Genomic DNA, 22851 nt, shown 5'->3' with positions numbered 1-22851 from the left:
ACTCACTTGCAGCTGATCAGCAACGCGAGCGTGGCCGAGCAGGTGCGGGACGCGCGGTCGTTCGCCGCCACCGGGTCGGTGGGCGCGCTCGCGGTGCGAGCGGCGGTGACGGTGAAGGTCCGGCCGAGGTTGAGCAGGCCGACGTGGACCGTCACGTGCCGGGTGACGCTCGCCCCCTTCGCGAGCGGACCGGCGACCGCGCAGGTCAGCTTGCCCGCCGCGATCGTGCAGTCGGTCGAGGAGGCGGTGAAGCCGGCCGGCAGGTCGGCCGAGATCGTCGCCGAGGTCACCGTCTCCGGGCCCTGGTTGGTGACGGTGAGGGTGTAGTCGACCCGCCCGGAGAACAGGCCGCCCACCGGGGTGGCGGCGAGCGAGACCGCGAGGTCGGCGGTGGGCGCGGTGTAGGTGAAGCGCCCGGCCGGGACGACGGCACTGGTACCGCCGGCCGTGGTGACCCGGACGTCGACGACCCCGGCCGCGGCGGCGGCGGGAGCGGTGGCGGTGCAGCCGGTCTCCGTGCACGAGACGGCGGTGGCGTTCCCGGCCGCGCCGAAGCTCACGGCGGTGGCGCCGTTCAGGCCGGTCCCGGTGATGGTGACCTTCGTCCCGCCCGCCTGCGGTCCACTCGCCGGGCTGACCCCGGTGACGACCGGCACCGGCAGCGGGAAGCCGAGCACCGTCACGGCGTTCGCGGCGAAGTCGGCCAGGTAGCCGCGCCGCCCGTCCGGGGTGACGGCGAGCGCGTACGGGCTGGTGCCGACCGGCACCGTCGAGGTGACCTTGCGGTCCGCGGTGGCGATCACGCTCAGCGTGCCGTCACCGTAGTTGGAGGCGTACGCCGACTTGCCGTCGGGCGAGAGCGCGACCGAGAACGGGTTGGCCCCGACCGTCACCGTGGACACGACGGTGCGGCCCGCCGTGTCCAGCACGCTGACGGTGTCGTCACCGCCGTTGCCCGTCCAGAGGCGGGAGCCGTCGGCGCTCAGCGCCAGGCCGAAGACTCCGTGGCCGACGGGGACGTCCGCGCTCACCGTGTTGCTCGCGGTGTCGATGACGTCCACCGCCTGCGCGCCCGAGGCGGCGACGTAGACGTGCGCCCCGTCGGGCGAGACGGCCACGCCGTGCGGCTCCGCGCCGACCGGGACGGTCGCGGTCACGGTGTTGCTCGCGGTGTCGATCACGCTCACGGTCGCCGCGCCGGCGCTGCTGACGTACGCGCGGGCGCCGTCCGGAGAGACGGCCACCCCGAAGGGCTCGGCGCCGACCGCGACGGTGGCCGCCACGGTGTTGCTCGCGGTGTCGACGACGCTGACCGCGTCGTCGAGCTGGTGGGTCAGATAAGCGTGCTGCCCGTCGGGGGACCAGGCCACGGCGTACGAGCCGCTGCCGGCCGTGAACGTGCCGGAGACCGCGCCGGTGGCGGCGTCGAGCACGGTGACGGTGCCGCTGCTCTGGCTGGTCACGTACGCCCGGCTGCCGTCCGGCGCGAGTGCGACGCCCGCCGGGTAGGGCGCCACGGCGACGGTGGTCGTCACGACGGGCGCGGGCGCCGCGGCCCAGGCTGTGGCGGGCTGCACCAACAGCGCGGCCGTGGCCGCGCCGGTGGCGACCACGGCCGTCCAGGTGCGGCTCGGGGAACGGCTTATTCTCACGGGGGTCTGCTCCAGACTCGTCAGTACATCGGGGGAAGCGACCGGGTGCGGCGGCGGCTCCGCCACCGCACCGGGGCCGGACGAAGCGTAGAAGGCTGATTGACGGACCGTCATGAGTTGGCCGGGATTGTCGCCAAGTGTTTGGAATTGGTTGCCCTCCGTCGCCGGCCCGGGAGGTCACCGCGGCGGCGGTGGCCGGGGGCCGCTCCGACACCGGTGGCCGGGGCTCGCTCGGGTACCGGCGGCCGGGCCCTCCGGCAGCGGTGGCTGGGCTCTCCGGCAGCGGTGGCGGACCGGTGCCGGTCGGGCGCAGCCTGGAGGGAGGCGGTCAGGACGTCCCCGGGAGCGGTCATGGACGAGATCGACGTACTGGTGGTGGGCGCGGGCCCGGTCGGACTGACGGCCGCGGCCGAGCTTCGCCGCCACGGGGTCGACTGCCGGATCATCGACCGGCTGGCCGTCCCCCAGCACTACGCCAAGGCCGTCGGCGTCCAGCCGCGCACCATGGAGGTGTGGGACGCCATGGGCCTGGTCGGCGCGGCGCTGAACGAGGCCGTCCCGATGCACGGCCAGCTGCCCTTCGTCGACGGGCGGCCCGGGCCGCGGATCGAGCTCACGATGCCGCCCGACATCCCCTACGGCTTCGCCGCGCTCCCCCAGTACACGACGGAGCGGCTGCTCGCCGAGCACCTCGCCGGGTACGGCACGCGGGTCGAGCGCGGCACGGAGCTGCTCGCCCTCGATCAGGAGGCCGAGGCGGGCACCGGTGGTGCCGACGGGCCCGACGGCCGGGTCCTGGCCGTGCTCGCGACACCGTCCGGGCCGCGGGAGGTCCGGGCGCGCTACGTGATCGGCTGCGACGGCGCGCACAGCCTGGTCCGGAAGGCGGCGGGCCTGCGCTTCGAGGGCGACGCCTTCCCCGAGCAGTACATGCTGGGCGACGTCGAGGTCGACTGGGACCTCCCCGCCGGGTACGGCGTCCGCGCCACCCACCACGACGCCGAAGGCCGGGTCGACGACCTGCTGGTCTGCATCCCGCTCCCCGGCCGCAAGCGCTACCGGGTGTCGATGCTGGTCCCGGACGAACTGGCCCGCGCCGGGGCCCAGGACGGCGTCGCGCACGGGCTGGAGAGCGGAGCGGCCCCCGAACTGCGGCACATCCAGGCCGTGCTCGACCGGCTCTCGCCGCAGCCGACGCACGCCTCGGCGCTGCGCTGGTCCTCCACCTTCCGGATCAGCCACCGGTTGGTGGACCGCTACCGGGCCGGGCGGCTCTTCCTGGCCGGCGACGCCGCCCACATCCACCCGCCCACCGGCGCGCAGGGCATGAACACCGGCATCCAGGACGCCTACAACCTCGCCTGGAAGCTGGCGCTCGCCGTCCGGGGCGTCGGCGCCGCCGGCCTGCTCGACAGCTACCACGCCGAACGACACCCGGTGGGCGCCGAGGTGGTCGGCCGGACGGTGCGCCACTCCCGGACCGGCGTCCAGGCCGACCCCGGCTCGCCCGACATCCTCGACGCGGTGCTGCGGCGGGAGGCCCAGCTGCTGGTCGGCTACCCGGACAGCCCGCTGGTCGAGCCGGAGGGCGACGGCGGACCGGCCGGGCACGGGCACGGGCCCGGCTCCGGCGAACGGGCCCCGGACAGCCGGGGACTGGCGCGCGACCTCGCGCACTACCCCGTCCGGCTGTTCGACCTGCTGCGCGGCCCGCGCCACACCCTGCTGTTCCACCTCGACGCGGCGACACCCGAGGAGCCGGTCACCACGTGCGCGGTCGCCGCCCTCTCCACGGCCCACGGGCTGCTGGACGTCTACGCGGTGCTCGCACCGGACGCGCCCGCGCCCCTGTGGCGGCTGCCGACCGCCCGGGACACCGGCGGCGAGTTCCGCAGCGCCTACGGGGCCCGCCCCGGCGAGGCCTTCCTGATCCGCCCCGACGGCTACCTCGCCGGACGCTTCCACCCGCCCACCCCGGACCGGCTGGCGACCTGTCTGCGCCGGACGTTCGGCACGGGGTGAGGGGGCGTCGGGGCGTCGGTCAGCCGATGAGGCGCTGCCACAGGACGTCCGGCGCGATGGTCGCCCGGTAGTCGAAGAAGAGGCTCAGCTCGCCGTTCTCACCGAGTTCACCGTGCTCACCCGCGAGCGAGTCGAGCGACCGGTGCCGCAGCGCGTCGTCCAGGAACCGCGGCTGCTCCCAGGGCGCCGAGAGCATCGCGATCGGCGCGGGCGCCGGCTTCCGCCGGCCATCGAACACCACCCAGCAGGCCATCTGCGGGAAGTACCCCGAGAGGGCGACCTGACGCACGAACTCGCCGAGCGTGGTGGCGCCGTCGGCCTCCAGGTGGGCTTCGTGGGGCGCGTCCACATCGTCCCCCATGGCAACACTGGCACGCGTGAGAGTGATTCGCATGGGGCCAGAGTAGCGACTATTCGTCACTCTGACGACAACCGAAACTCCCCACCTTGAACGCCTGCAACGAACACCCACCAGGCATCGGCCGCGAAGACGAGCACGGGCCCGCCGGGATCCTTGGAGGCACGAACGGGCATGGCACCGCCGTAGCCGTCCGCAACCTCCACGCAGCCGCCACCGCCATTGCTGTAGCTGCTCTTCCGCCACCGGGCACCACTCAGGTCGACGAGCATCGCAGCCGAAGCTCCTTCCTCAAGCTTGGGTTCACCACCCATCACCTTGAGGCTACCCACGCAGAGCGCCCTCCGATCGGATGCGATCGGAGGGCGCAGGCGACGATCGATCAGACGGCGCCGAACTCGCCCGCCTGTACGGCGGCGACGAACGACCGCCAGGCATCGGCTGCGAAGACGAGCGAAGGCCCCTCGGAGTCCTTGGAGTCACGAACAGGCATGGCACCAGGGAACCCGGGCGCCACCTCGATGCAGTTGCCACCCTGCTGGCTGTAGCTGGACTTCACCCACGCGGCGCGAGTCAAGTTGATGTCGGACATGTGGTTCCTTCCCGAGCAGCGCGAATCCATTCGAGAGTCGCCGTCTCGGCCAGCGCTCCCACCTGCAGTCGATCGTACTGTCTCTTCCACGCTGTCAGCGCGCCAGAATTGCGCTCAAGATGACTGCGCCCCTCCGACTCCGAATACCCCAAAAACGAGTGATCAGAGAGCGTAAGGAGCACCATAGGCAGAGCGAACGGCCTGTGCTCTGCCATGGCAAACGGGGCAACCTGAAGAATCACGTGACTCACGTCGAACTGCTGCTCCAGAAAGCCGAGTTGTTCGTCCATCACGCCCCACCCCCCGATCGGCCGCCGCAAGCAGCTCTCGTCGAGAACGGCATGCACGAGCGGAGGGCTGCTCCGCCGCAGCAACTGCTGACGAGTGAGCAGGAAGGTGACTCGCTCGTCCGCTTGCCTCTGAGTGATCGCTCCACGACGAACATCGGCCATGGCCAGGGCAGTTGCGTAGGCCTCGGTCTGGAACAGCCCAGGAACGACGCCTGATTCGAAGATCCGTATCTCGGCAGCCTTCGCTTCGTGGCTCGCATACTCGGGGAAGCCCTCCAGGAGAGCCGAGTGCTTGTTCTGCAGCCACATCAGCAGCAGCGTTCCTCCGGTCTCCAGCGCCTCGTCGGCCCTACGAGCGAACTTCTCACTCGGAGGCTCGCGCGTTGCAAGTTCAGCGTAGGAGACATAGGACGGGTCGAATCCGACCTTCTTCGCCAGCTGGGCCTGCGTAAGCCCCTTCACCTCTCGCGACCTGCGCAGTTGCACGCCGAAGGGCGCCCACGGGCCTGATGTCGGGTCAAGTTGCCTGCGATTAACCATGTCCCACCAACTTGTGGATCATCAGCATCAAATTCAGATCTCGGGCTGATCCTGCACCAACGAGGGTCATCATAAACACGAGCCGTAAGGGACTCGACGCACAGAGCTACCAAGGAGCCCGCATGCCCAGCCGCCCCCGCACGCCCGCCTACCAGCCCCGGATCGGCGAAGTCGTCCGCGACCGGGCCCACCGCTCCCCCGACGGGCAGCCCGCCGAAGGCGTCTACATGGACACCCTCGGCGGCACCGCCTACCTCCGGCCCGAAGCCGGCGGCTGCGAGTGGACCACCCGGCCCGAGGACCTCCAGCGGCTCGACCAGCCCCGCCACATCCCCGTCCAGCACCCGAGCCCGCCCCGCGCGAACAGCGCGGCGTGAGCCCGGCGTCCAGGCTCCTCGCGGTCACCCTCACGATCCCCGCGCTCAGCGCCGGAGCTGCCGCCCTCGCCTGCCGGCCGATCCGCGACGGGCCGCTCACACCCCGACTCCTCGTCTTCGGCCTCATCCTCACCACCGGCGTCGTCGCCGGACTCCCCACCGCCTACACCTGGCGACTCCAACCCCCTCCACCCCAGGAGCAAGCCGTGCTCTACCCCCTGCCCGACATCCTCACCAACCCGCCCCGCCGACGCCTCGGCCACCAGACCCTAGCCCTCGACCCCGACGGCGCCGTCCTCCTCGTCGCCACCACCCACCAGAACGGCCTCACCCTCCCCGGCGGCAGCGCCGAACGCAACGAACTCCCCCACCTCGCCGCCCGCCGTCACACCGAGACCGAAACCGGCCTCGTCCTCCCCCTGCGCAGCATCCTCGCCACCGACTACACCGACGCCCGACTCCTCCCCGAAGCCATCGACTTCGTCTACTGGGGCGGCCGCCTCACCCGCGCCCAACAAGCCACCACCACCCACCACCGACCCCCGCACCACATCACCGGCCTCCACTTCATCCACCCCGACCACCTCGCCGACACCATGGACCCCGACCAGCACCACCGCGTCACCCAGGCCCTCGACGCCCTCGCCCGCGGCGCCCACCTCCCCTTCCTCCTCCGCGGCATCCCCGCCGAATAACAGCCGCCGAATGGCAGCCGGCGGCGGGCTACTCCCGGCCGTAGGGGCTGTGCATCGTCAGGAAGCGGATCTCCAGGTCACTGGCCAGGTAGTCCATCCGCCGCTCCCAGAAGGCGCTCAGGTGCGGCAGGGCCAGGTGGGCGTCGAGGTCGGCCTGGCTTCGCCACGCCTCGTAGAACACGAAGACGCCGGGCTCCTCGCGATCCTCGTGGAAGTGGTACTCCAGGCAGCCCGGCTCCCGCCGGGTGGGGGCCACGAAGGAGAGCAGCAACTCCTTTAGCTCCAAGGCCCGTTCGGGCTTCGGGCGGGCGATCCCGACGAGCGTGACCAGCTGATCCATGCGATTTCTCCCTCACCCGAGGTACGACGAATCTCATACCTCGGGGACAGTACCGCTGCCGAGAGGTACGATTCAAGCCGTACCTGAGGGAGGTCACCCATGCCCGACGAGGAAGGGCACCCGGCCGTCGAGGAGATCGAGCTCGGCAAGGTGCTGGCGGCGCTCGCCGACCCGCTGCGCCGCCGAGTGGTCCGCGAGCTGGCCTGCTCGCCGGACGGCACCGCGCGCACCTGCAGTTCCTTCGCGCTGCCCGTCTCGAAGGCCACCGTCACCCACCACTTCCGCGCGCTGCGCGAGGCCGGCCTGATCCGGCAGGTCGACCGGGGGAACAGCCGGATGGCCGCCCTCCGCCGGACCGACATCGACGCCCGCTTCCCCGGCCTGCTCGCCCTCCTCACCGCCGAGGCGCAGGCCCCCGGCGACGGCTGACGGTCGGTGCCCACAGAACGCGGTGCACAGGAAGTCGGTATGGCCGACTTCCTGTGCACGTCCGGGCGTTCCCCCTGACTCACAGGGTGCCGTCACCCTGGCAGGGAGCGGCCGGGGCGACCGGTCCGCGCAGCCCCGCTCTACGATGGCCGGATGCCCGCAGAACCGATGCGCTTCCCGCCCCGGCCCCTCCGCGATGTGCAGGCGCGGCACCTCCGGCAGGCCGGCGGGTGCGGAGGCGGAGCGGCCGTCGTGACGGTCGACTTCGAGCCGTGCACCGGCCCCACCCGCTTCGAGCTCACCCTCCCGGACGACGTCCGGTTCCGCTTCGGCCCCGCCGGCGGCGACGAGGACTACCGCGAGGTCTTCTCACTCCTCGAAGCGCTCGACGAGGGCATGCGCGAGGTGCTGGCCGAGGACGGGCGGATCACCCTCCACTGCCGGGCCGTGCTGCGGTCCATGGTCGTCCACCCCGTCGACTCCCACCCCCGCGCGTTTCGTGAAGCAGGGCGGCTCGCCGCACGCAAGGCCCTGGAACAGGTCTTCGGCGCCTCCTGACACCACCGGAGCGGCGGCCCGAGCACAGGAAGTCGGCCGACCCGACCTCTCGTGGGTAATGTGTGTACCCCATCAGACCGGTGTGAGTCCGAGCGAGGTAGCGACGTGGAACCGGCGGGGGACGGCACGACACACGACCAGGCGTCGCCGAACGTTCGCAACGACCTCTCCGGCCGGGTCACCGGGGCAGCCGTTCAGGCGGGGGACATCCACGGCGGCGTGAACGTCGTGGTGGTGAACGCGGCACCGGAGAGCGGCCCTCCCGACGAGGCCGTCGCCGAGGCGCTGCGGAAGTCCTCGCACAGCTGGCGAGCACGTTTCTCCAGCGTCGATCTGGTCAACCTGCCACGGATCGCGATGCTCTCGGACGGCAGCGCGATCCTCGGCGCGGCGAGGAACGCGGAGCTCGACACCACCAAGCCGTTCCGGGGCCAGGGGCTGGCCCCCGGGCTCTTCGTCTCCCGTGTCAGACCGTTGTTCGAGACGTGGGACGCCGAGTCGGCGACCAGGCTGTGCGAGAGCACGATCGACCACGTACACCGCGGCCTGCTGGTCTCCTTCGAAGCGCGGATGCGCTGCCGCAATCCCCCGACGATGCCTCCGTCGGAGCCCACCGGAGTCCTCGCGAAGGACCCGCACCTCTGCTTCGACATCGGCGGACGCAGCGTCGTCATCACCTTCGACCCGCACTGGCTCACGACGGTCACCGCTTCGGGCACGCTCCACGACGCCGCGCGGAACCCGCTGGTCTACTCCGGCCTCGGTACCGTGGCCGCGGTCCTGGACGACGGCACGATCCGCGTCTCCGCGCTCGTCTTCGGCCAGCCCGAGACCCCGTTCCAGTCACACCTCAAGCACATGGGCGCGTCCGCACTGCGCACGCCGGCCGGACTCACCGCCGCCGATTTCCGCAACGAGTTCTCCACCCGCCCCGGGGAAGGGGTCGCCATTCCCCGCACCCGAGAAGGAACTGCCGTGAGCCGTACGGGTATCGCCCTGCTCTTCGACGAGGACCGGGTGATCCCGGGCCAGATCGACCGCGCCGTGCTGACCCAGTCGACCAGGATCGCCCCGGAGTACCGTCGCGACCTCGGCGTGGCCGTCGCGAGCCTGTCACCGGGGCCCGCCTTCGCCGCAGGAGCCACCCCGGGCGACATCGCCGCGCACCTGCTCGCCCGCACGCCCCCGCTCTGGAAGTCCCTCACCGTCCCGGGGCTCACCGCGCTGATCCGTTCGCGCAACCTCGCCGTGTCGACCGTCACCGGGCTCACCACGGGGCAGCTCGGGGACCTCGACGAGTTGATGCGGGCGGAGATGCCGAGCTATCTCGGTGGCGTCGAGCTGGACAGGACCCTGCCGATGCAGCGGGAACTCCTTCCGCAGTGCGACCAGTACCACGTGGTGGGCGCCGAACTCCGGTTGGTCTACACCGCTGCGAGCCGCTACCTCGACGAGGCCAACGACGAGGACCTCGACCGGCCGCTGGCCCAGTGGCGGGACACCCGACTCTTCCGAACCGTGGTCTGGGAGGAGGACACCCGTCGGTCGGAGGCGGAGGAGGCCGAGGCCGCGTTCCTCCTCCGCGACTGGCTCGGCGGGCGGACCGAGTAGCCGCGAAAGCGCACCCGGCCGTCGAGGAGATCGAGCTCGGCGAAGTGCCGTCGGCGCTCGCCGGCCGCGTGCGGTCGGCGAGCGCCGACCGCACGCGGGGCCGACCGGGAAGTCGGCCCCGCCGACTTCCCACTCCCCCGACTCGGCGTCAGGGCCACCCGGGGCCGACGCGGGCGGCGGCCGACAGGTCGGTATCGCGGCCGGAGCAAGGGTGCCGAGGCCACCTCCCGGCCGAAGGCCGGGGAGCCCGGCCGACCCGGCAAAGCTCCCCGGGACACGAACCGCGCCTGTCCGTAGCCGCGCCGCGCGCCGCCCGCGAGGCACCCGGCCCCCGTCGGCGGGCCCGGGCGCGGGGGTGCGAGGGTAGGGCACGTGAACCAGACGATCATGGCAGCCGCCCGCGAACGGGCCGCCGGACACCGGCGGCGGTTCGACCTCCGTTTCGAGGCCTACTTCGCCTCCCTGCCGGAGCGCCTCGACACGCCACCGCTCAGCCGCTTCACCCCCCGCTGCCTGGAGCTGCTGCGGGACCTCTCGCTGCGCGGCGGCAAGCGGCTGCGGGTCGCCCTGCTGTACGAGGCCGCCCGGCTGGTGACCACCGAGCCGGTGCCCGGTCTGGCGGAGGCCGCGCTGAGCATCGAACTGCTCCAGACGCACGGGCTCGTCCACGACGACATCATCGACGACGCGCCGGTACGCCGGGGCGGCCCCTCCACCTACTACGCCTACCGCGAGGAGTTCCCGGCGGCGGACCGCACCGCGCTGGGCCTGGCCGTCCTGGCCGGGGACCTCGCCGCCTTCCTCTCGATGCGCGTCCTGCTGGAGGCGGACGTCCCCGCCGAGCTGCGCCAGGCGATGCTGGAGGTGCAGCTGAACGCCGCCGCGGAGACGGTCACCGGCCAGATCGTCGACCTCGAACGCGACTTCCGGGCGCTTCCGGAGGAGGAGTTCCTGCACACCGTCTGCGAGTACAAGTCCACCCGCTACTCCGTCCTCGCCCCGCTGCGGCTGGGCCTGCTGGCGGCCGGCGAGGACGTGGCCGCGCACGACGCGCGCCTGCGCCGGTACGCGACGCTGGTCGGCATCGGCGGCCAGCTGCGCGACGACTACCTCGACCTGTTCGGCGACGAGGCGGCCACCGGCAAGTCGACCGGCGCCGACCTCCGGTCCGGCCGCCGCAGCTACGCCGTGAGCGCCCTGCTCGCCGCCGCGGACGACGCGCAGCGGGCCGTGGTGGAGTCCGCGCTCGGCGATCCGGACTGCTCCGCGGCGACGGTCGGGCGCGTCCGCGAGCTGGCCCGGTCGCTGGGCGTGGACGGCAGGCTCCGCGCCGACATCCGCCGCTGCGCCGAGGCCGCCGCCGGGGAGGCCTCGGGCTGGCGCCCGCACTGGCGCGAGGAGGCGGTGGCCTTCTTCGAGGGCCTCCCGCTGTCCAACGTGCTGCCGGCCGGGTGAGCGCAGCAGGCGAGCGCAGCGGGTGCCCCGGGCGGCCCCGGCCGAACTCGCGGCCGCCGGGCACTCACGCGTCACCCCCGGCAAGGGCGACAATCGTGGCATAACGGTACAGATGTACCGGCCAGACCGTATCGTGCCAAGGACGGCCGCGGGCGATCGCCGCAAGGGCAGACCCGAGGGCAGCCGGCCGGAGGCAGCCGGACACCCCGGGTACGGGGACGCGGTTGCCGCACGACACAACACCGGACAAGGGGGCACCACGGGGTGGTCGAGCCGCAGCTGACACCCGAGGTCTTCGACCGGGCGATCGTGGCGATCGCCCTGACCGCGGGCCGGGAACACCGCCTGGTCTACCGCAACGACGCCTTCCGCGAGCTGTTCGGGCCGCGGTCGATCGGCGTCCCCGTCCGGGAGCTGTTCGCCGAACCCGGGGTGGAGCGGTTCTTCGAGACGCTCGACAACGTCCTCGCCGACGGCACCGCCCGCCAGGTGACCACGCCCCGGACGGTGGAACGGCCCGGGGACGGTGACGGCGACCACCGGCACTTCGTCTACAGCTGCTCCCCGATCTCCTCCCGCTTCGGCCCCGGCATCCTGATCGCCGCGATCGACACCACCACCGAGGTGCACGCCGCCCAGCAGGCCGAACAGCTCTCCACCGACCGCCTGCGCACCCTGGAGCGGTACGAGGCGCTGATCTCCGCCGTCTCCCAGCTGGTCTGGATCGTCCGCGCGGACGGCAGCATGGCCGAGCTCGTGCCCGGCTGGCAGCGGCTCACCGGGCAGCCCTGGCGGGAGACCATGGACGAGGCCTGGTTCGAGCTCATCCACCCCCGGGACCGGGCCGGGCTGGCCGAGCAGTGGCTGAAGGCGGCGGACGCCGAGCCGACCATGTTCGAGCACTCCTTCCGGGTGCGCACCGTCACCGGGGAGTACCGGCACGTCTCCGCCCGCGCGGTGCCGATCGTCCGCGAGGGCCGGCCGGTGGAGTGGGTCGGGGCCACCTCCGACATCGAGGACCGCTGGCGCAACCGGCTCCGCGAGCGGCTGCTCGCCGGGGCCCTCGCGGTGACCGAGACCGCCCGCCCGGACGACGCCTTCGCCGCCGTCGCGGACCTCGTCGTCCCGGAGCTCACCGACGCCTGCACGGTGTTCCTGCTCTCCACCCGCGAGCACGCCACCCGGCCCGACGAGATCCTCGGCACCCGGATCGCCTCCACCGCCCGGCCCGGCCTGCCTCCGCTGCCCGCGCTGCCCGCGCTGCGCCAGCAGAGCTACCGGCTCGGGCCGGCCGCCCTGCGGGTCGTCGCCCGCCAGGCCCCCGCGCTCCTGACCTTCCCGGTCGGCGAGATCCCCCCGGGCGTCGTCCCCCGGGAGTCGGCCCAGTGGCTCACCCGGGCCCGCGCCACCAGCCTCACCCTGCTGCCGATCGTCATCGACGGCATCACCGTCGCCCTCGCCGCGGCGGCCGGCTGCGAGGACACCCCGCCGCCCGGCCGGCCGGACATCGACCTGCTCCAGGACGTCCTCCAGCGCGCCCAGGCCACGCTGCGCCAGACCCTGGAGCTCCAGCGCACCCGGCAGGTGGCACTCGTCCTCCAACGGGCGCTGCTCACCGCCCCGCCGGTCGTCCTCGGCGCCGAGCTCGCCGCCCGCTACCAGCCCGGCAACCGGGCGGCCGAGGTCGGCGGCGACTGGTACGACGCCTTCCTGCTGCCAGACGGCTCGCTCGCCCTGACCATCGGCGACGTGGCCGGGCACGACCTCACCGCGGCCACCACCATGGGGCAGCTGCGCAGCATGCTGCGGTCGGTCGCCTACAACCGCACTCATCTGCACACCCCGGCCGACACCCTCGCCGCGCTCGACACGGCCGCCGACGGCCTCGGCGTGGCCGCCTTCGCCACCGCCGTCCACCTGAACCTCACCCGGGTCGACGACGGCTGGCGGATGACCTGGTCGAACGCCGGGCACCCGCCGCCACTGCTGGTACCCGCCTCGGGCGAGCCGCGCTTCCTGGTGACCGAGGAGACCGACGTGCCGCTCTGCGTGGCCCCCGCCGAGCGGCGCCACACCCACAGCACCGGGATCGCGCCCGGGGACACCGTGCTCCTCTACACCGACGGGCTGGTCGAGGTGCCCGGGGAGAACCTGACCGTCGGCCTGGACCGGCTGGCGCAGGCGGCGGGCGCGGTCGGCCACCGGCCGCTGGACGAACTCTGCGACCACGTGCTCGCCCAGGTCGCCGAGACCCGGGACGACATCGCCCTGCTGGCCTTCCGCGCACTGGCCGCGCCGCCCGTCTGAGGCCGGCGCGGCTCGGGTGCCGCTCGGGTACCGGTCTCGGGGACCGCGCTCAGGCGCTGCCGCCGGGCGCCGCGCTCAACTGCCGCGCGGGAACGACCGCTTCACGGTGCCCTTGGTGTCGGCGGAGAGGTAGCCGCCGCCGTACTCGCCGGACAGGTAGACCTTGATGCTGGGCGTGCCGTCGGAGCTGTCCGGACCGATGATGAGGTAACGGCTGGTCGGGTTGGGGACGTTGAGGGTGTCCTGGGCCTTCTGGAGCAGGGCCGGGATGATGTCCCAGTCGTAGCTCCGCAGGTCGACGGTCTTCTGACGGGACGTCATGGTGCCGCCCGGGGTGCGGGTGACCTTGCCGTCGCGGTAGTTGAGCCGGTCGAACACCGTCGGGTCGGCCGCGGTCGGCCCCTCGGCGCTCGCGTAGGTGGGGTAGACCGTGAGCTGGGTGATCTTGGAATCCGCCAGCGACGGGCGGAAGGCCTCGACCGTCGTGCGGACCCCGGCCGGGGTGAGGAAGTCCGGGGGGACGGCGGACGGGGGCGCGGTCTTGGCCGTCACCGACGGGGCGGCTGCCGGCTCGGGCGCGGTCGACGCGGCGGCGGGGGTGGTGGGGCCCGTGCTGCCGGTCGCCGCCGGGCCGGACACCGACGGGCCCGGGGCGGCGCCCGCGTCGTTCTCGGCGCCCGAGTCGGGCAGGAGGGTCCAGGTGAGGGCACCCGCCAGTGCGACGGCGACGACCGAGAGGGTGACCGCCCGCGCCCGCCCGCCCCGAGGCACCGGGGCCGCCGGGCCGTGCGTGGTCGCGCCGGTCGGGACGGCGTCCGCCGGGACCGCGTCGACCGGGTGCCCGGGGAAGCCGGGGCGGCCCGGCCCGGCTTCCCCGGGGTGACCGAACGTGTCGGCCGGGGCGGCGCCGTAGCCGTACCCGTGGCCGTACCCGGGACCGGCGCCGGAGCCGCTGTCGTACCCGGGACCGCCGGGACCGCCCCCGGTGCCGGGGGCGGATCCGGGCGCGGATCCGGTCCAGGCGTTCATCGCCGGGTCGGCACCGGGCCACGGGGTCGCCGCGGGCCGCGGGAGGTCCAGACCCGTCGGCGACCAGGCCACCGGACCGCCGGCCGGGCCCGGGGCGGCCCCGGCCTCCGCGGCTGCGAGCGCCTGGTCGAGCTGCTCCGCGTTCGGACGGACCGCCGGATCCCTGGCGAGCACGGCCGCCAGCACCGGGGCGAGCTGCCCCGCCCGCGCCGGCGGCGGCAGCGGCTCGTCCAGGACGGCCGCGAGGGTGGCGAGCGTGGTGGCGCGGCGCAGCGGGTGGTGGCCCTCGACCGCGACGTACAGCATCATGCCGAGCGACCACAGGTCGGACGACGGGTTGCCCTCCGCCCCGCGGATCCGCTCGGGGGCGATGTACTCGGGCGAGCCGATCAGGGCCCCGGTGCTGGTGAGGGCGGTGGCGCCCTGCATGGCGGCGATGCCGAAGTCGGTGAGGACGGGCGTGCCGTCCGGGCGCAGCAGTACGTTCCCGGGCTTGACGTCGCGGTGCTGGATGCCGGCGGCGTGGGCGGCGCGCAGGGCGGAGAGCACACCGCGGCCGATCCGGGCCGCCTCGGGCACGGTGAGCGGGCCGCGGGAGAGCCGGTCGGCGAGGCTGCCGCCGGTGACCAGCTCCATCACGAGCCAGGGGTGCGGATGGTCGGCGGTGTCGACGATGTGATGGATGATCACCACGTTCGGGTGCTGGAGCCGCGCCAGGGAGCGCGCCTCGCGGAGCACCCGCTCGCGCAGCTCCAACGCGTCCTCGGGGTTGGCGGCCGCCATCGCCGGGTCGGGCGGGCGGACCTCCTTGAGCGCCACCTCGCGGTGGAGCGCGTTGTCCCGGGCGCGCCAGACCAGGCCCATGCCTCCGCCGCCGAGTCGTTGCAGCAGCTCGAACCGGCCGTCGATGAGCCGTGCGTCCGACCCGTCAGCGTTCATGCCCGTCATCGTAGGAGACGCCGCCGACACGCCGGTGGCCGGGACGGCCCGCACCCGCTTCTCCCCGGTCGCGGGCGAGCGGGCGGGTGCGAACGGCCCGCCGGGGAGCGCCGGTCGCCGGTCAGGCGGTGGTCCGCACGCCGTCCAGGGCGATGGCCAGGACGCGGTCGCGCTGTTCCTCGTCGGGGAACGCGACCGAGCTGACACCCGAGACGAGGCGCAGCAGGTCGTCGATGGACATGTCCGCCCGCGCCACCCCCGCGTCCTGCGCGCGCCTGAGCAGCGGTGCGCTCGCGTCGAACATCGACTGCCGGCAGGCCAGGAAGATGTCCGACTCCTCCCCCTCCAGCGCCTCGCGGATCGCCCGCTTGGTCAGGGTGTAGGCGACGAACCTGCGCAGCCAGCCGGTCAGCGCCTCCCAGGGCGACTCGCCCGACAACTCCCCTGCGGCCAGGCTCAGTTCATTGACCTCGTTGGCGTAGACCGTCTCGAAGAGGTGCCGACGGGTGGGGAAGTTGCGGTAGAGGGTGCCGATGCCGACGCCGGCCCGCCGGGCGATGTCCTCCAGCGAGGCCTCGGCGCCGTGCTCGGCGAAGGCCTCGCGGGCGGCGACCAGCAGCGCGTCGAAGTTGCGCGCGGCATCGGCGCGGCGCGGGCGCTGGGCCGCCACAAACTCGCCGACCACGACCTGTTCCGTCACTGGGGCTCTCTTTTCGGACACCGGGTTGAAGCGGAGGTACGCCTCCGCTAATCTGGAGGCATGCCTCAACTTTAGCAGTGAGGTCCTGTCCCCGCCCCTGCCGGCACACCCGGTGGAGGCACCAGCGCGTCCGTCGATCCGGCACCGGATCCCGAGCGCACCCGCCGGCCCGCGCCGTACGCACCGGCCCTGTTGGCCCGTTCTCCACACCTCGCACTTCGCCGCGCCTTCGGCGGTACGCACCACAGCTCCGACCGCACCGGCGCCGGCACCGCACAGCGCGCGCCACCCAGCACACAGCACACCACGCACACCAAGCACCACGCACACCGCTTCCGCCCGCAGCCCGTGGGCGCGCTCCCCTTGCGCGCCCCATGCCCCGAGAAGGTTCGATGAGCCGCCCGTCCAATCGCCTCACCTTCGGCGTCCTCGCGACCGGCGCGGGCGTGTTCGCCCTGCTCCAGTCGCTGATCACGCCCGCCCTGCCCACCGTCCAGCACGCGATGAACACCTCGCAGGCGACCGTCACCTGGGTGATGACCGCCTACCTGCTCTCCGCCTCGATCTTCACACCGATCCTCGGCCGGGTGGGCGACCTGGTCGGCAAGAAGCGCACCCTGGTCGCCGCGCTCGGCGCGCTCCTGGTGGGCTGCCTGGTCGCCGCCCTGGCTCCCAACATCACCGTCCTGATCATCGCCCGGGTCATCCAGGGCATCGCCGGCGCACTCTTCCCGCTGTCCTTCGGCATCATCCGCGACGAGTTCCCCGCCTCCCGGGTGGCGACCGGCATCAGCAACCTGTCCGCCGTCATCGCGGTGGGCAGCGGCCTCGGCATGGTCCTGGCCGGACCGATCGTCGGCGCGCTGGACTACCGCTGGCTCTTCTGGTTCCCGGTGATCATCGTCGCCGTCACCGCCGTGATCGCCCAGCGCTACGTCCCGGAGTCGCCCAAGCGCGCCGAGGGCGCCGGCGGCGCGGGCAGTGTCAACTGGCTCGGCGCCGTCCTCCTCTCCGGCTGGCTGGTGGCCCTGCTGCTGCCCATCAGCCAGGCCTCGAAGTGGGGTTGGGGCTCCAACGGGGTGATCGGCCTGCTGGTCGCGGCCGTCGTCCTCTTCGGCCTCTGGACCCTGGTCGAGGCCCGCTCGCGCAACCCGCTGATCGACCTGCGGATCATGCGCCTCCCGGCGGTCTGGACGACCAACACCGCCGCCCTGCTCTTCGGCGGCGGCATGTACGCGGTCTGGGCCTTCCTCCCCGGCTTCGCGCAGACGCCGACCTCGGCCGGCTACGGCTTCGGGTCGAGCATCACCGGCGCGGGGCTGCTGATGCTGCCCATGCTGGTCACCATGTTCGTGGCCGGGATCCTCAGCGGGCGCCTCGCCGGCCGGTTCCCCGCCAAGGCCCAGCTGACCGCGGGCGCCGTCTTCGGCTCGGCCGCCTGCGCGATGCTCGCCGCCTGGCACGACCGGCCGTGGCAGGTCGCCCTGGCGGCGGGGGTCTTCGGGCTCGGCATCGGCCTCGCCTTCGCCTCGATGAGCAACCTCATCGTCCAGAGCGTGCCCGCCGCGCAGACCGGCGCGGCCACCGGCATGAACGCCAACATCCGCACCATCGGCGGCTCCATCGGCGCCGCGCTGATGACCAGCCTGGTCACCGGCCACCTGCAGCCCTCCGGCCACCCCTACGAATCGGGCTACACCCACGGGTTCGCCCTGCTCGCCGCCTTCTGCCTGGCGGCGGCCGTCGCCGCCCTGCTCGTCCCGGCCCGTCGGCCCGCACCGTTCGTGATCGGCGGCCCGGCCGCCGCCGACCCGGTCGCGGGCGCGCCGGCCCGGCCGGAGGCGGTCCGGAGCTGACCGGGTCACCCGCCCGCCCCGCCGCCCACCACGCGCCCCGCCGGCTCCCGGCGGGGCGCGTCCGTGTGCCACCGGGTGCAGCTCCACCCGGGCGCTCCACCAGGGCGCTCCACCCGGGCGCCGAGGGCGCACCCCAAATTGGATTCCAGGATTCGCATTCGATAGCCTGCCGGGCGTGAGGCTGACCAAGAGCACCGACATCGCCCTCCGCATCGCCATGCGGCTGGCGGTCCTCGACGAGGACGCGAACCCGACCACCCGCGAGGTGGCCGAGTCGGTGGGCGTGCCGTACACCCACGCCGCCAAGGTCGTCAGCCGGCTCCAGCACCTCGGTGCGGTCGAGGCGAGGCGCGGGCGGGGCGGGGGCCTCGCGCTCACCTCCGCCGGCCGGACCGGCTCGCTCGGGGCGCTGGTGCGCGAGCTGGAGGGCGTCGGCGACGTGGTCGGCTGCGAGGACGAGCCGCCCTGCCCGCTACGGGCCGCCTGCCGGCTGCGCGGGGCGCTGCGGACCGCGCAGGAGGCGTTCTTCGCCTCGCTCGATCCGCTCTCGATCGACGACCTGGTCGGCCCGCCCACCGGGCCGGTCCTGCTGAGCCTCTCCGGCAGACCCGCCGGCTGACCCCACACCCCCGTTCACCGACCCGCCGGGTCGCGCCTCCGCACGACCTTTAATACGCATTTCAGATGCCAGTTCGGAGTGAGCCCCATGCTGTCCGCCAAGTCCGCCGAGATCGTCGAAGCCACCCTGCCCGCCGTGGGCGGCGCGATCGGCGAGATCACGCCGCTCTTCTACGACACGCTCTTCGCCGACCACCCGGAGCTGCTGCGCGACCGGTTCAACCGGGGCAACCAGGCCAACGGCACCCAGCGGCAGGCGCTGGCCGGCTCGATAGCCGCCTTCGCGTCCGCCCTGATCGCCCACCCCGACCTGCGGCCGGACGCCATGCTCGCCCGGATCGCCCAGAAGCACGTCTCGGTCGGCATCCGGAACGACGAGTACCCGATCGTCCAGAAGTACCTGTTCGCCGCCATCGTCGAGGTACTCGGCGAGGCCGTCACCCCGGAGGTCGCCGCCGCCTGGGACGAGGTGTACTGGCTGATGGCCAACGCGCTGATCGCCATCGAGGACCGGCTGCGCGCCGAGACCGCCGCCGCGCAGTCGGGCGCCCCGGACGACCTCTGGCGCCGCTTCACCGTGATCGCCCGGCGCCGGGAGACCGACGACGTGACCACCTACCTGGTCCGCCCCGCCGACGACGGCCCCGTCCCGCCCGCACGGCCCGGCCAGTACGTCTCGGTGCGCGCGACGATGGCGGACGGCGCCCGGCAGATCCGCCAGTACAGCCTCTCGGGGAGCTCCGGCGGCGCGCTCCGGTTCACCGTCAAGCGGGTCGGTGCCGGGGCCGACGGGGCACCGGCCGGCGAGGTGTCCAACCACCTGCACGACCACCTGCACACCGGCGACGTCGTCGAACTCGCCCCGCCGCTCGGCGACCTCACCCTCGCCGACGGCGCCGGACCGGTGCTGCTGGCCTCGGCCGGAATCGGCAACACGCCGATGACGGCCATGCTGGACCACCTCGCCGCCACCGGCTCCCCCCGGACGGTGATCTCCGTGCACGGCGACCGGGACCAGCACGCGCACGCCTTCCGGGCCGAACTCGACCGGCTCACCGCCGAGCTGCCGAACGCCGTCGCGCACGTCTTCTACGAGCGGCCGGTGGGCGACTGGCCCGCCGAGCGCACCGGCCTGGTCGACCTCTCGACGGTGCCGGTCCCGGCCGGGACCGTCGCCTACCTGTGCGGGCCGCTGCCCTTCCTGCGCTCGGTGCGGGCCCAGCTGCTCACCGCGGGCGTGGCGGCCGCCGACATCCACTACGAGGTGTTCGGCCCCGACCTCTGGCTGGGACAGGGCGCCTGAGCCCAGGCGGCCACTGCCTGAGCGACCACTGACCGGACCACCGCTGCCCGAGTGCCTTCCGGACGGCCGGGGGCGCTCAGGCCGGCCGCAGCTCCAGGGTGCAGCACTTGGCGCCGCCGCCGCCCTTGAGCAGCTCGGAGACGTCCACCGGCACCGGTTCGTAGCCGTGCTCGGCCAGCCGGCCGGCCAGCGCCTTGGCGGCCTCCGGCAGCAGGACCCGCCGCCCGTCCGAGACCGCGTTGAGGCCGAACACCTCGGCGTCCGCGCGGTCGGCGAGGATCGCGTCGGGGTAGAGGCTGCGCAGCAGCGCCTGGCTGTCGGGCGTGAAGGCCTCCGGGTAGTACATGACGTGGTCGTCGCCGAGGACGGCGAGCGCGGTGTCCAGGTGGTAGAAGCGCGGGTCGACCAGGGTCAGGCCGAGCACCTGGACCCCGAACAGGGCCCGGGCCTCGGCGTGCGCCGCCGGATCGGTACGGAACCCGGTGCCGGCCAGCACCCGGCGGCCCACCACCAGGTGGTCGCCCTCCCCCTCGTTGACGTGCCCGGCCCGGTGGACCTCGCGGTAGCCGGCGGACCGGAACCACGCCTCGTGGGCGTCGGACTCGCCGGCCCGCTCGGGGTGCCGGAAGGTCGCGACCAGGGCCCGGCCGTCCAGGACGGTGGCCCCGTTGGCGGTGTAGACCATGTCGGGCAGGCCCGGCACCGGCTCGATCAGCTCGACGGTGTGGCCGAGCCGCCGGTAGATCGAACAGAGCCGCTCCCACTGGCGGACGGCGAGCTCGGTGTCGGTCGGTCGGGCCGGGTCCATCCAGGGGTTGATCGCGTAGTCGACGGTGAAGTGCGTCGGCCGGCACATCAGGTAGCGCCGCGGCCTCGCGGTGCGCTCCGGGGTTCGGTTCGGCATGCGGCTACCTCCGCCGTCCGGGACTGCTGGGATCGGGATGCTGTGCGCTGGGGCGCCGGGGCGGTGGAGAACGCGGCCTCGGGTACCGGAGCACGTGGGGGCGTGCCGGTGCGTATCGCACCTCAGAGGGCGGCTGCCCACGCGAATCCGTTCGCACACATGAGCGGACACCATCGCCGGGTGCAACACCCCGCGCACCCGGCGCGCACCCCGGCGCACGGGGGCGCCGGGCACCGGGGCACGGGTGCGCGGAGGCTCCGTCACGACGCCGGGGCGCCGCCGCCCGGCCGCCGGCCTACCAGCGCAGGACGAAGTCGACCGGCCTCGTCCGCAGCCCGGCGCACCGCTCGGCCAGCGCCCGCAGCCGCCGGCCAGCCTCCCCGGCCGGCATCCGCCGCCGGTCGCCGTGCCCCGGAAGCACCCACTCGAAGCGCAGGCGCCCGACGCCGCGGGCGAGCGAGGCCGCCAGCTCCTCCATCGAGTACCAGGTGACCCCGTCGGCCACCTCCAGGTCGCCGGTGGTGCGCGACCAGTAGAAGCTGTCGCCGCTGAAGCAGTACCGGTCGTCGGCCACGTACAGGACGCTGCCCAGGGTGTGCCCGGGGAACGGGTGGGCCACGACCCCGGGGGCGATCTCCACGGGTTCCCGGCCGCGCAGCACCCGGTCGGCGTCGGGCGCGGCGTCGAGGTCCCCCTCGTGGATCCAGAGCCGCGCGCCGAACCGGTCGGCGTACGCGCGGCCGTGCGCCGCGTGGTCGCGATGGGTGAGCAGCACGTCGGTCACCGGGCCGAGCGCCTCGTAGCGGGCTGCCAGCGGTTCGGCGTACCGGGGCGTGTCCACCATCAGGTACCCGCCGGGCCGGCGCAGCAGGTACGCGTTGGCGCCGGCGGTGTGCTGGGAGTTGTGGCCGCACAGCAGCAGGTCCTCGTCGAGCGCGAGCGGGAACGGGTCCCGTGCCGGGTCGAGCGGCCGGCCGCGGAGGCGGACGGAACGGGTGGGGCAGGCGTGGGCGGCGGCGTACAGCTGCCGCAGCTCGGCCTCGTCGCGGGGCGGGCGGACGACCTCGGAGCGGCCGTCGCGCTCGCGGATCAGATCGGGGGCGAGCTGGCGGGCGACGTCGCAGTTGGTGCAGCGGTCGTCGACGTACCAGCCCGTTCCGGGGGTCCTGGACGCGGTGAGGGGATCGGTGTCGGTCATGCTTGCGCCCTCCTGTGGTGGGGCGCCCGCCGAACGGCGGGGCCCTTCCAGGGTGGGCACCGGCGGACCGGAAGCGGAAGGGGGTCACGATCTTGTCATTTCTCCGACGGAGCTATCTGGCTCACCGCCCTGACGATTCATCAGGTCGGTTCGACCGCCCGCCGCCCCCGGCGCGCCCCGCCCCCCGCGATATTCCCGGAACCTGCTGAATCCGTACGTGGCCCATCTCACGTCCCCCCGGGGGCCACCTACGGTGGCGTAGGTCACTTGAGACAGTGAACTATCTCCTTCATGCCGAACCTCCAGGAGACTCTTGACCTCAGTTCGTACGCGGCCCTCGGGGACAGCTTCACCGAGGGGCTCAACGACCCCGGCGTCGGCGGCGCCTTCGCCGGCTGGGCCGACCGGCTCGCCGGCCTGCTCGCCGACGGACGCCCGCCGGGCGAGTTCCGCTACGCCAACCTCGCGGTGCGGGGCCGGCTGCTCGACCAGGTCACGGCGGAACAGGTGCCGCAGGTCCGGCGCATCCAGCCGGACCTGGTGACCTTCTGCGCCGGCGGCAACGACATCCTGCGACCCGGCAGCGACCCGGACGAGGTCGCCGAGCGCTTCGAGCGCGCCATCGTCCAACTCACCGAGTCCGCCGGGACGGTGCTCATCTGCACCGGCTTCGACACCCGGGGCGTGCCGCTGCTGAAGCACCTGCGCGGCAAGATCGCCACGTACAACGGCCACATGCGGGCCGTCGCCGACCGCAACGGCTGCAAGGTCGCGGACCTCTGGTCACTGCGCGCGGTGCAGGACCGCCGGGCGTGGAGCGAGGACCGCCTGCACCTCTCGCCCGACGGCCACCAGCGGGTCGCCCTGCTGGCCGCCCGCTCGCTGGGCCTGCGCACCGAGCAGGACCCGGAGGCGCCCTGGCCGGTCCTGCCGTACCAGTCCGCCGCCGACCAGCGCCGGGAGAACCTCCAGTGGGCGCGCGAGTTCCTGCTGCCGTGGGTCGGCCGCCGACTGCGCGGCGAGTCCTCCGGCGACCACGTCGAGGCGAAGCGGCCGGAGCTGCTCCCGCTCTGACGAA

At 73.6% G+C, this 22851-nt stretch carries 22 protein-coding genes; 12 read left to right on the top strand and 10 right to left on the bottom strand.

What is annotated here, in order from left to right:
* Nucleotides 1–2: 2 nt before the first annotated feature.
* Nucleotides 3–1652 (bottom strand): YVTN family beta-propeller repeat protein, encoded by a 1650-nt coding sequence (locus OG618_RS32535; protein ID WP_329491186.1) that lies wholly within the window; start codon nt 1650–1652, stop codon nt 3–5.
* A gap of 351 nt (nt 1653–2003) precedes the next feature.
* On the opposite strand from OG618_RS32535, the gene OG618_RS32530 reads away from it, so the two are divergent.
* Entirely contained in the window at nt 2004–3674 is a 1671-nt protein-coding gene (locus OG618_RS32530) for an FAD-dependent monooxygenase (RefSeq protein WP_329491185.1), read from the top strand.
* Between the two features lie 19 nt (nt 3675–3693).
* On the opposite strand, the gene OG618_RS32525 is transcribed toward OG618_RS32530, so the two are convergent.
* The 4 genes from OG618_RS32525 to OG618_RS32510 all read right to left on the bottom strand — a co-directional run bounded on the left by OG618_RS32525 (nt 3694) and on the right by OG618_RS32510 (nt 5454).
* Nucleotides 3694–4068 carry a hypothetical protein gene (locus OG618_RS32525; protein ID WP_329491184.1) on the bottom strand — a complete coding sequence of 125 codons (375 nt, stop codon included), beginning with the start codon at nt 4066–4068 and terminating at the stop codon, nt 3694–3696.
* 23 nt (nt 4069–4091) lie between these two features.
* Entirely contained in the window at nt 4092–4304 is a 213-nt protein-coding gene (locus OG618_RS32520) for a DUF397 domain-containing protein (RefSeq protein WP_329491183.1), read from the bottom strand.
* A 110-nt stretch (nt 4305–4414) separates the two neighbouring features.
* Nucleotides 4415–4624, bottom strand: coding sequence for a DUF397 domain-containing protein (locus OG618_RS32515; protein WP_329491182.1), 210 nt, complete (start codon nt 4622–4624; stop codon nt 4415–4417).
* Nucleotides 4606–5454, bottom strand: a complete 849-nt coding sequence (locus OG618_RS32510; protein ID WP_329491180.1) for a helix-turn-helix domain-containing protein — start codon at nt 5452–5454, stop codon at nt 4606–4608. The genes OG618_RS32515 and OG618_RS32510 overlap by 19 nt, the downstream gene beginning before the upstream one ends.
* Nucleotides 5455–5576: 122 nt before the next feature.
* Here OG618_RS32510 and OG618_RS32505 point away from each other — a divergent pair, with 122 nt between their 5' ends.
* Nucleotides 5577–5831 carry a hypothetical protein gene (locus tag OG618_RS32505; protein ID WP_329491179.1) on the top strand — a complete coding sequence of 85 codons (255 nt, stop codon included), beginning with the start codon at nt 5577–5579 and terminating at the stop codon, nt 5829–5831.
* On the top strand, nt 5828–6526 hold the full coding sequence (locus tag OG618_RS32500; protein WP_329491178.1) for an NUDIX domain-containing protein: 699 nt from the start codon (nt 5828–5830) through the stop codon (nt 6524–6526). Before OG618_RS32505 ends, OG618_RS32500 begins: the two co-directional genes overlap by 4 nt.
* Nucleotides 6527–6554: 28 nt before the next feature.
* On the opposite strand, the gene OG618_RS32495 is transcribed toward OG618_RS32500, so the two are convergent.
* On the bottom strand, nt 6555–6866 hold the full coding sequence (locus OG618_RS32495; RefSeq protein WP_329491177.1) for a putative quinol monooxygenase: 312 nt from the start codon (nt 6864–6866) through the stop codon (nt 6555–6557).
* Between the two features lie 99 nt (nt 6867–6965).
* Here OG618_RS32495 and OG618_RS32490 point away from each other — a divergent pair, with 99 nt between their 5' ends.
* The 5 genes from OG618_RS32490 (at nt 6966) to OG618_RS32470 (ending at nt 13226) form a co-directional block, all read left to right on the top strand.
* Nucleotides 6966–7295: an ArsR/SmtB family transcription factor gene (locus OG618_RS32490; protein ID WP_329491176.1), complete on the top strand. Its 330-nt coding sequence runs from the start codon at nt 6966–6968 to the stop codon at nt 7293–7295.
* Nucleotides 7296–7547: 252 nt separating this feature from the next.
* On the top strand, nt 7548–7853 hold the full coding sequence (locus OG618_RS32485) for a hypothetical protein (RefSeq protein ID WP_329491175.1): 306 nt from the start codon (nt 7548–7550) through the stop codon (nt 7851–7853).
* A 105-nt stretch (nt 7854–7958) separates the two neighbouring features.
* Nucleotides 7959–9464, top strand: coding sequence for a hypothetical protein (locus OG618_RS32480; protein ID WP_329491174.1), 1506 nt, complete (start codon nt 7959–7961; stop codon nt 9462–9464).
* 387 nt (nt 9465–9851) lie between these two features.
* Nucleotides 9852–10919, top strand: coding sequence for a polyprenyl synthetase family protein (locus tag OG618_RS32475; RefSeq protein WP_329492370.1), 1068 nt, complete (start codon nt 9852–9854; stop codon nt 10917–10919).
* A gap of 264 nt (nt 10920–11183) precedes the next feature.
* Nucleotides 11184–13226 carry a SpoIIE family protein phosphatase gene (locus tag OG618_RS32470; protein ID WP_329491173.1) on the top strand — a complete coding sequence of 681 codons (2043 nt, stop codon included), beginning with the start codon at nt 11184–11186 and terminating at the stop codon, nt 13224–13226.
* Nucleotides 13227–13301: 75 nt separating this feature from the next.
* Here OG618_RS32470 and OG618_RS32465 read toward each other — a convergent pair whose 3' ends face one another.
* Nucleotides 13302–15194, bottom strand: a complete 1893-nt coding sequence (locus tag OG618_RS32465; protein WP_329491172.1) for a protein kinase domain-containing protein — start codon at nt 15192–15194, stop codon at nt 13302–13304.
* 121 nt (nt 15195–15315) lie between these two features.
* The gene (locus OG618_RS32460) at nt 15316–15894 is read right to left on the bottom strand and encodes a TetR/AcrR family transcriptional regulator (RefSeq protein ID WP_329491171.1); all 579 of its coding nucleotides are present in this window, start codon (nt 15892–15894) and stop codon (nt 15316–15318) included.
* Between the two features lie 392 nt (nt 15895–16286).
* Between OG618_RS32460 and OG618_RS32455 the strand changes: the two genes are divergently transcribed.
* The 3 genes from OG618_RS32455 (at nt 16287) to OG618_RS32445 (ending at nt 19671) form a co-directional block, all read left to right on the top strand.
* The gene (locus OG618_RS32455; RefSeq protein WP_329491170.1) at nt 16287–17750 is read left to right on the top strand and encodes an MFS transporter; all 1464 of its coding nucleotides are present in this window, start codon (nt 16287–16289) and stop codon (nt 17748–17750) included.
* Between the two features lie 175 nt (nt 17751–17925).
* Nucleotides 17926–18369 carry an RrF2 family transcriptional regulator gene (locus OG618_RS32450; protein WP_329491169.1) on the top strand — a complete coding sequence of 148 codons (444 nt, stop codon included), beginning with the start codon at nt 17926–17928 and terminating at the stop codon, nt 18367–18369.
* Nucleotides 18370–18456: 87 nt separating this feature from the next.
* Nucleotides 18457–19671 (top strand): globin domain-containing protein, encoded by a 1215-nt coding sequence (locus OG618_RS32445; RefSeq protein ID WP_329491168.1) that lies wholly within the window; start codon nt 18457–18459, stop codon nt 19669–19671.
* 76 nt (nt 19672–19747) lie between these two features.
* Here the strand turns inward: OG618_RS32445 and ddaH are convergent, their stop codons facing one another.
* Nucleotides 19748–20575, bottom strand: coding sequence for a dimethylargininase (gene ddaH, locus OG618_RS32440; protein WP_329491167.1), 828 nt, complete (start codon nt 20573–20575; stop codon nt 19748–19750).
* Nucleotides 20576–20870: 295 nt separating this feature from the next.
* Nucleotides 20871–21773, bottom strand: coding sequence for an MBL fold metallo-hydrolase (locus tag OG618_RS32435; RefSeq protein WP_329491166.1), 903 nt, complete (start codon nt 21771–21773; stop codon nt 20871–20873).
* A 291-nt stretch (nt 21774–22064) separates the two neighbouring features.
* Here OG618_RS32435 and OG618_RS32430 point away from each other — a divergent pair, with 291 nt between their 5' ends.
* Nucleotides 22065–22847 (top strand): SGNH/GDSL hydrolase family protein, encoded by a 783-nt coding sequence (locus OG618_RS32430; RefSeq protein WP_329491165.1) that lies wholly within the window; start codon nt 22065–22067, stop codon nt 22845–22847.
* Nucleotides 22848–22851: the final 4 nt, after the last annotated feature.

It is taken from the genome of Kitasatospora sp. NBC_01246, from assembly GCF_036226505.1.
GTDB lineage: Bacteria > Actinomycetota > Actinomycetes > Streptomycetales > Streptomycetaceae > Kitasatospora.
Note: the sequence above shows the minus strand (reverse complement) of the source record. Positions and strands in the feature narration are given on the sequence as shown.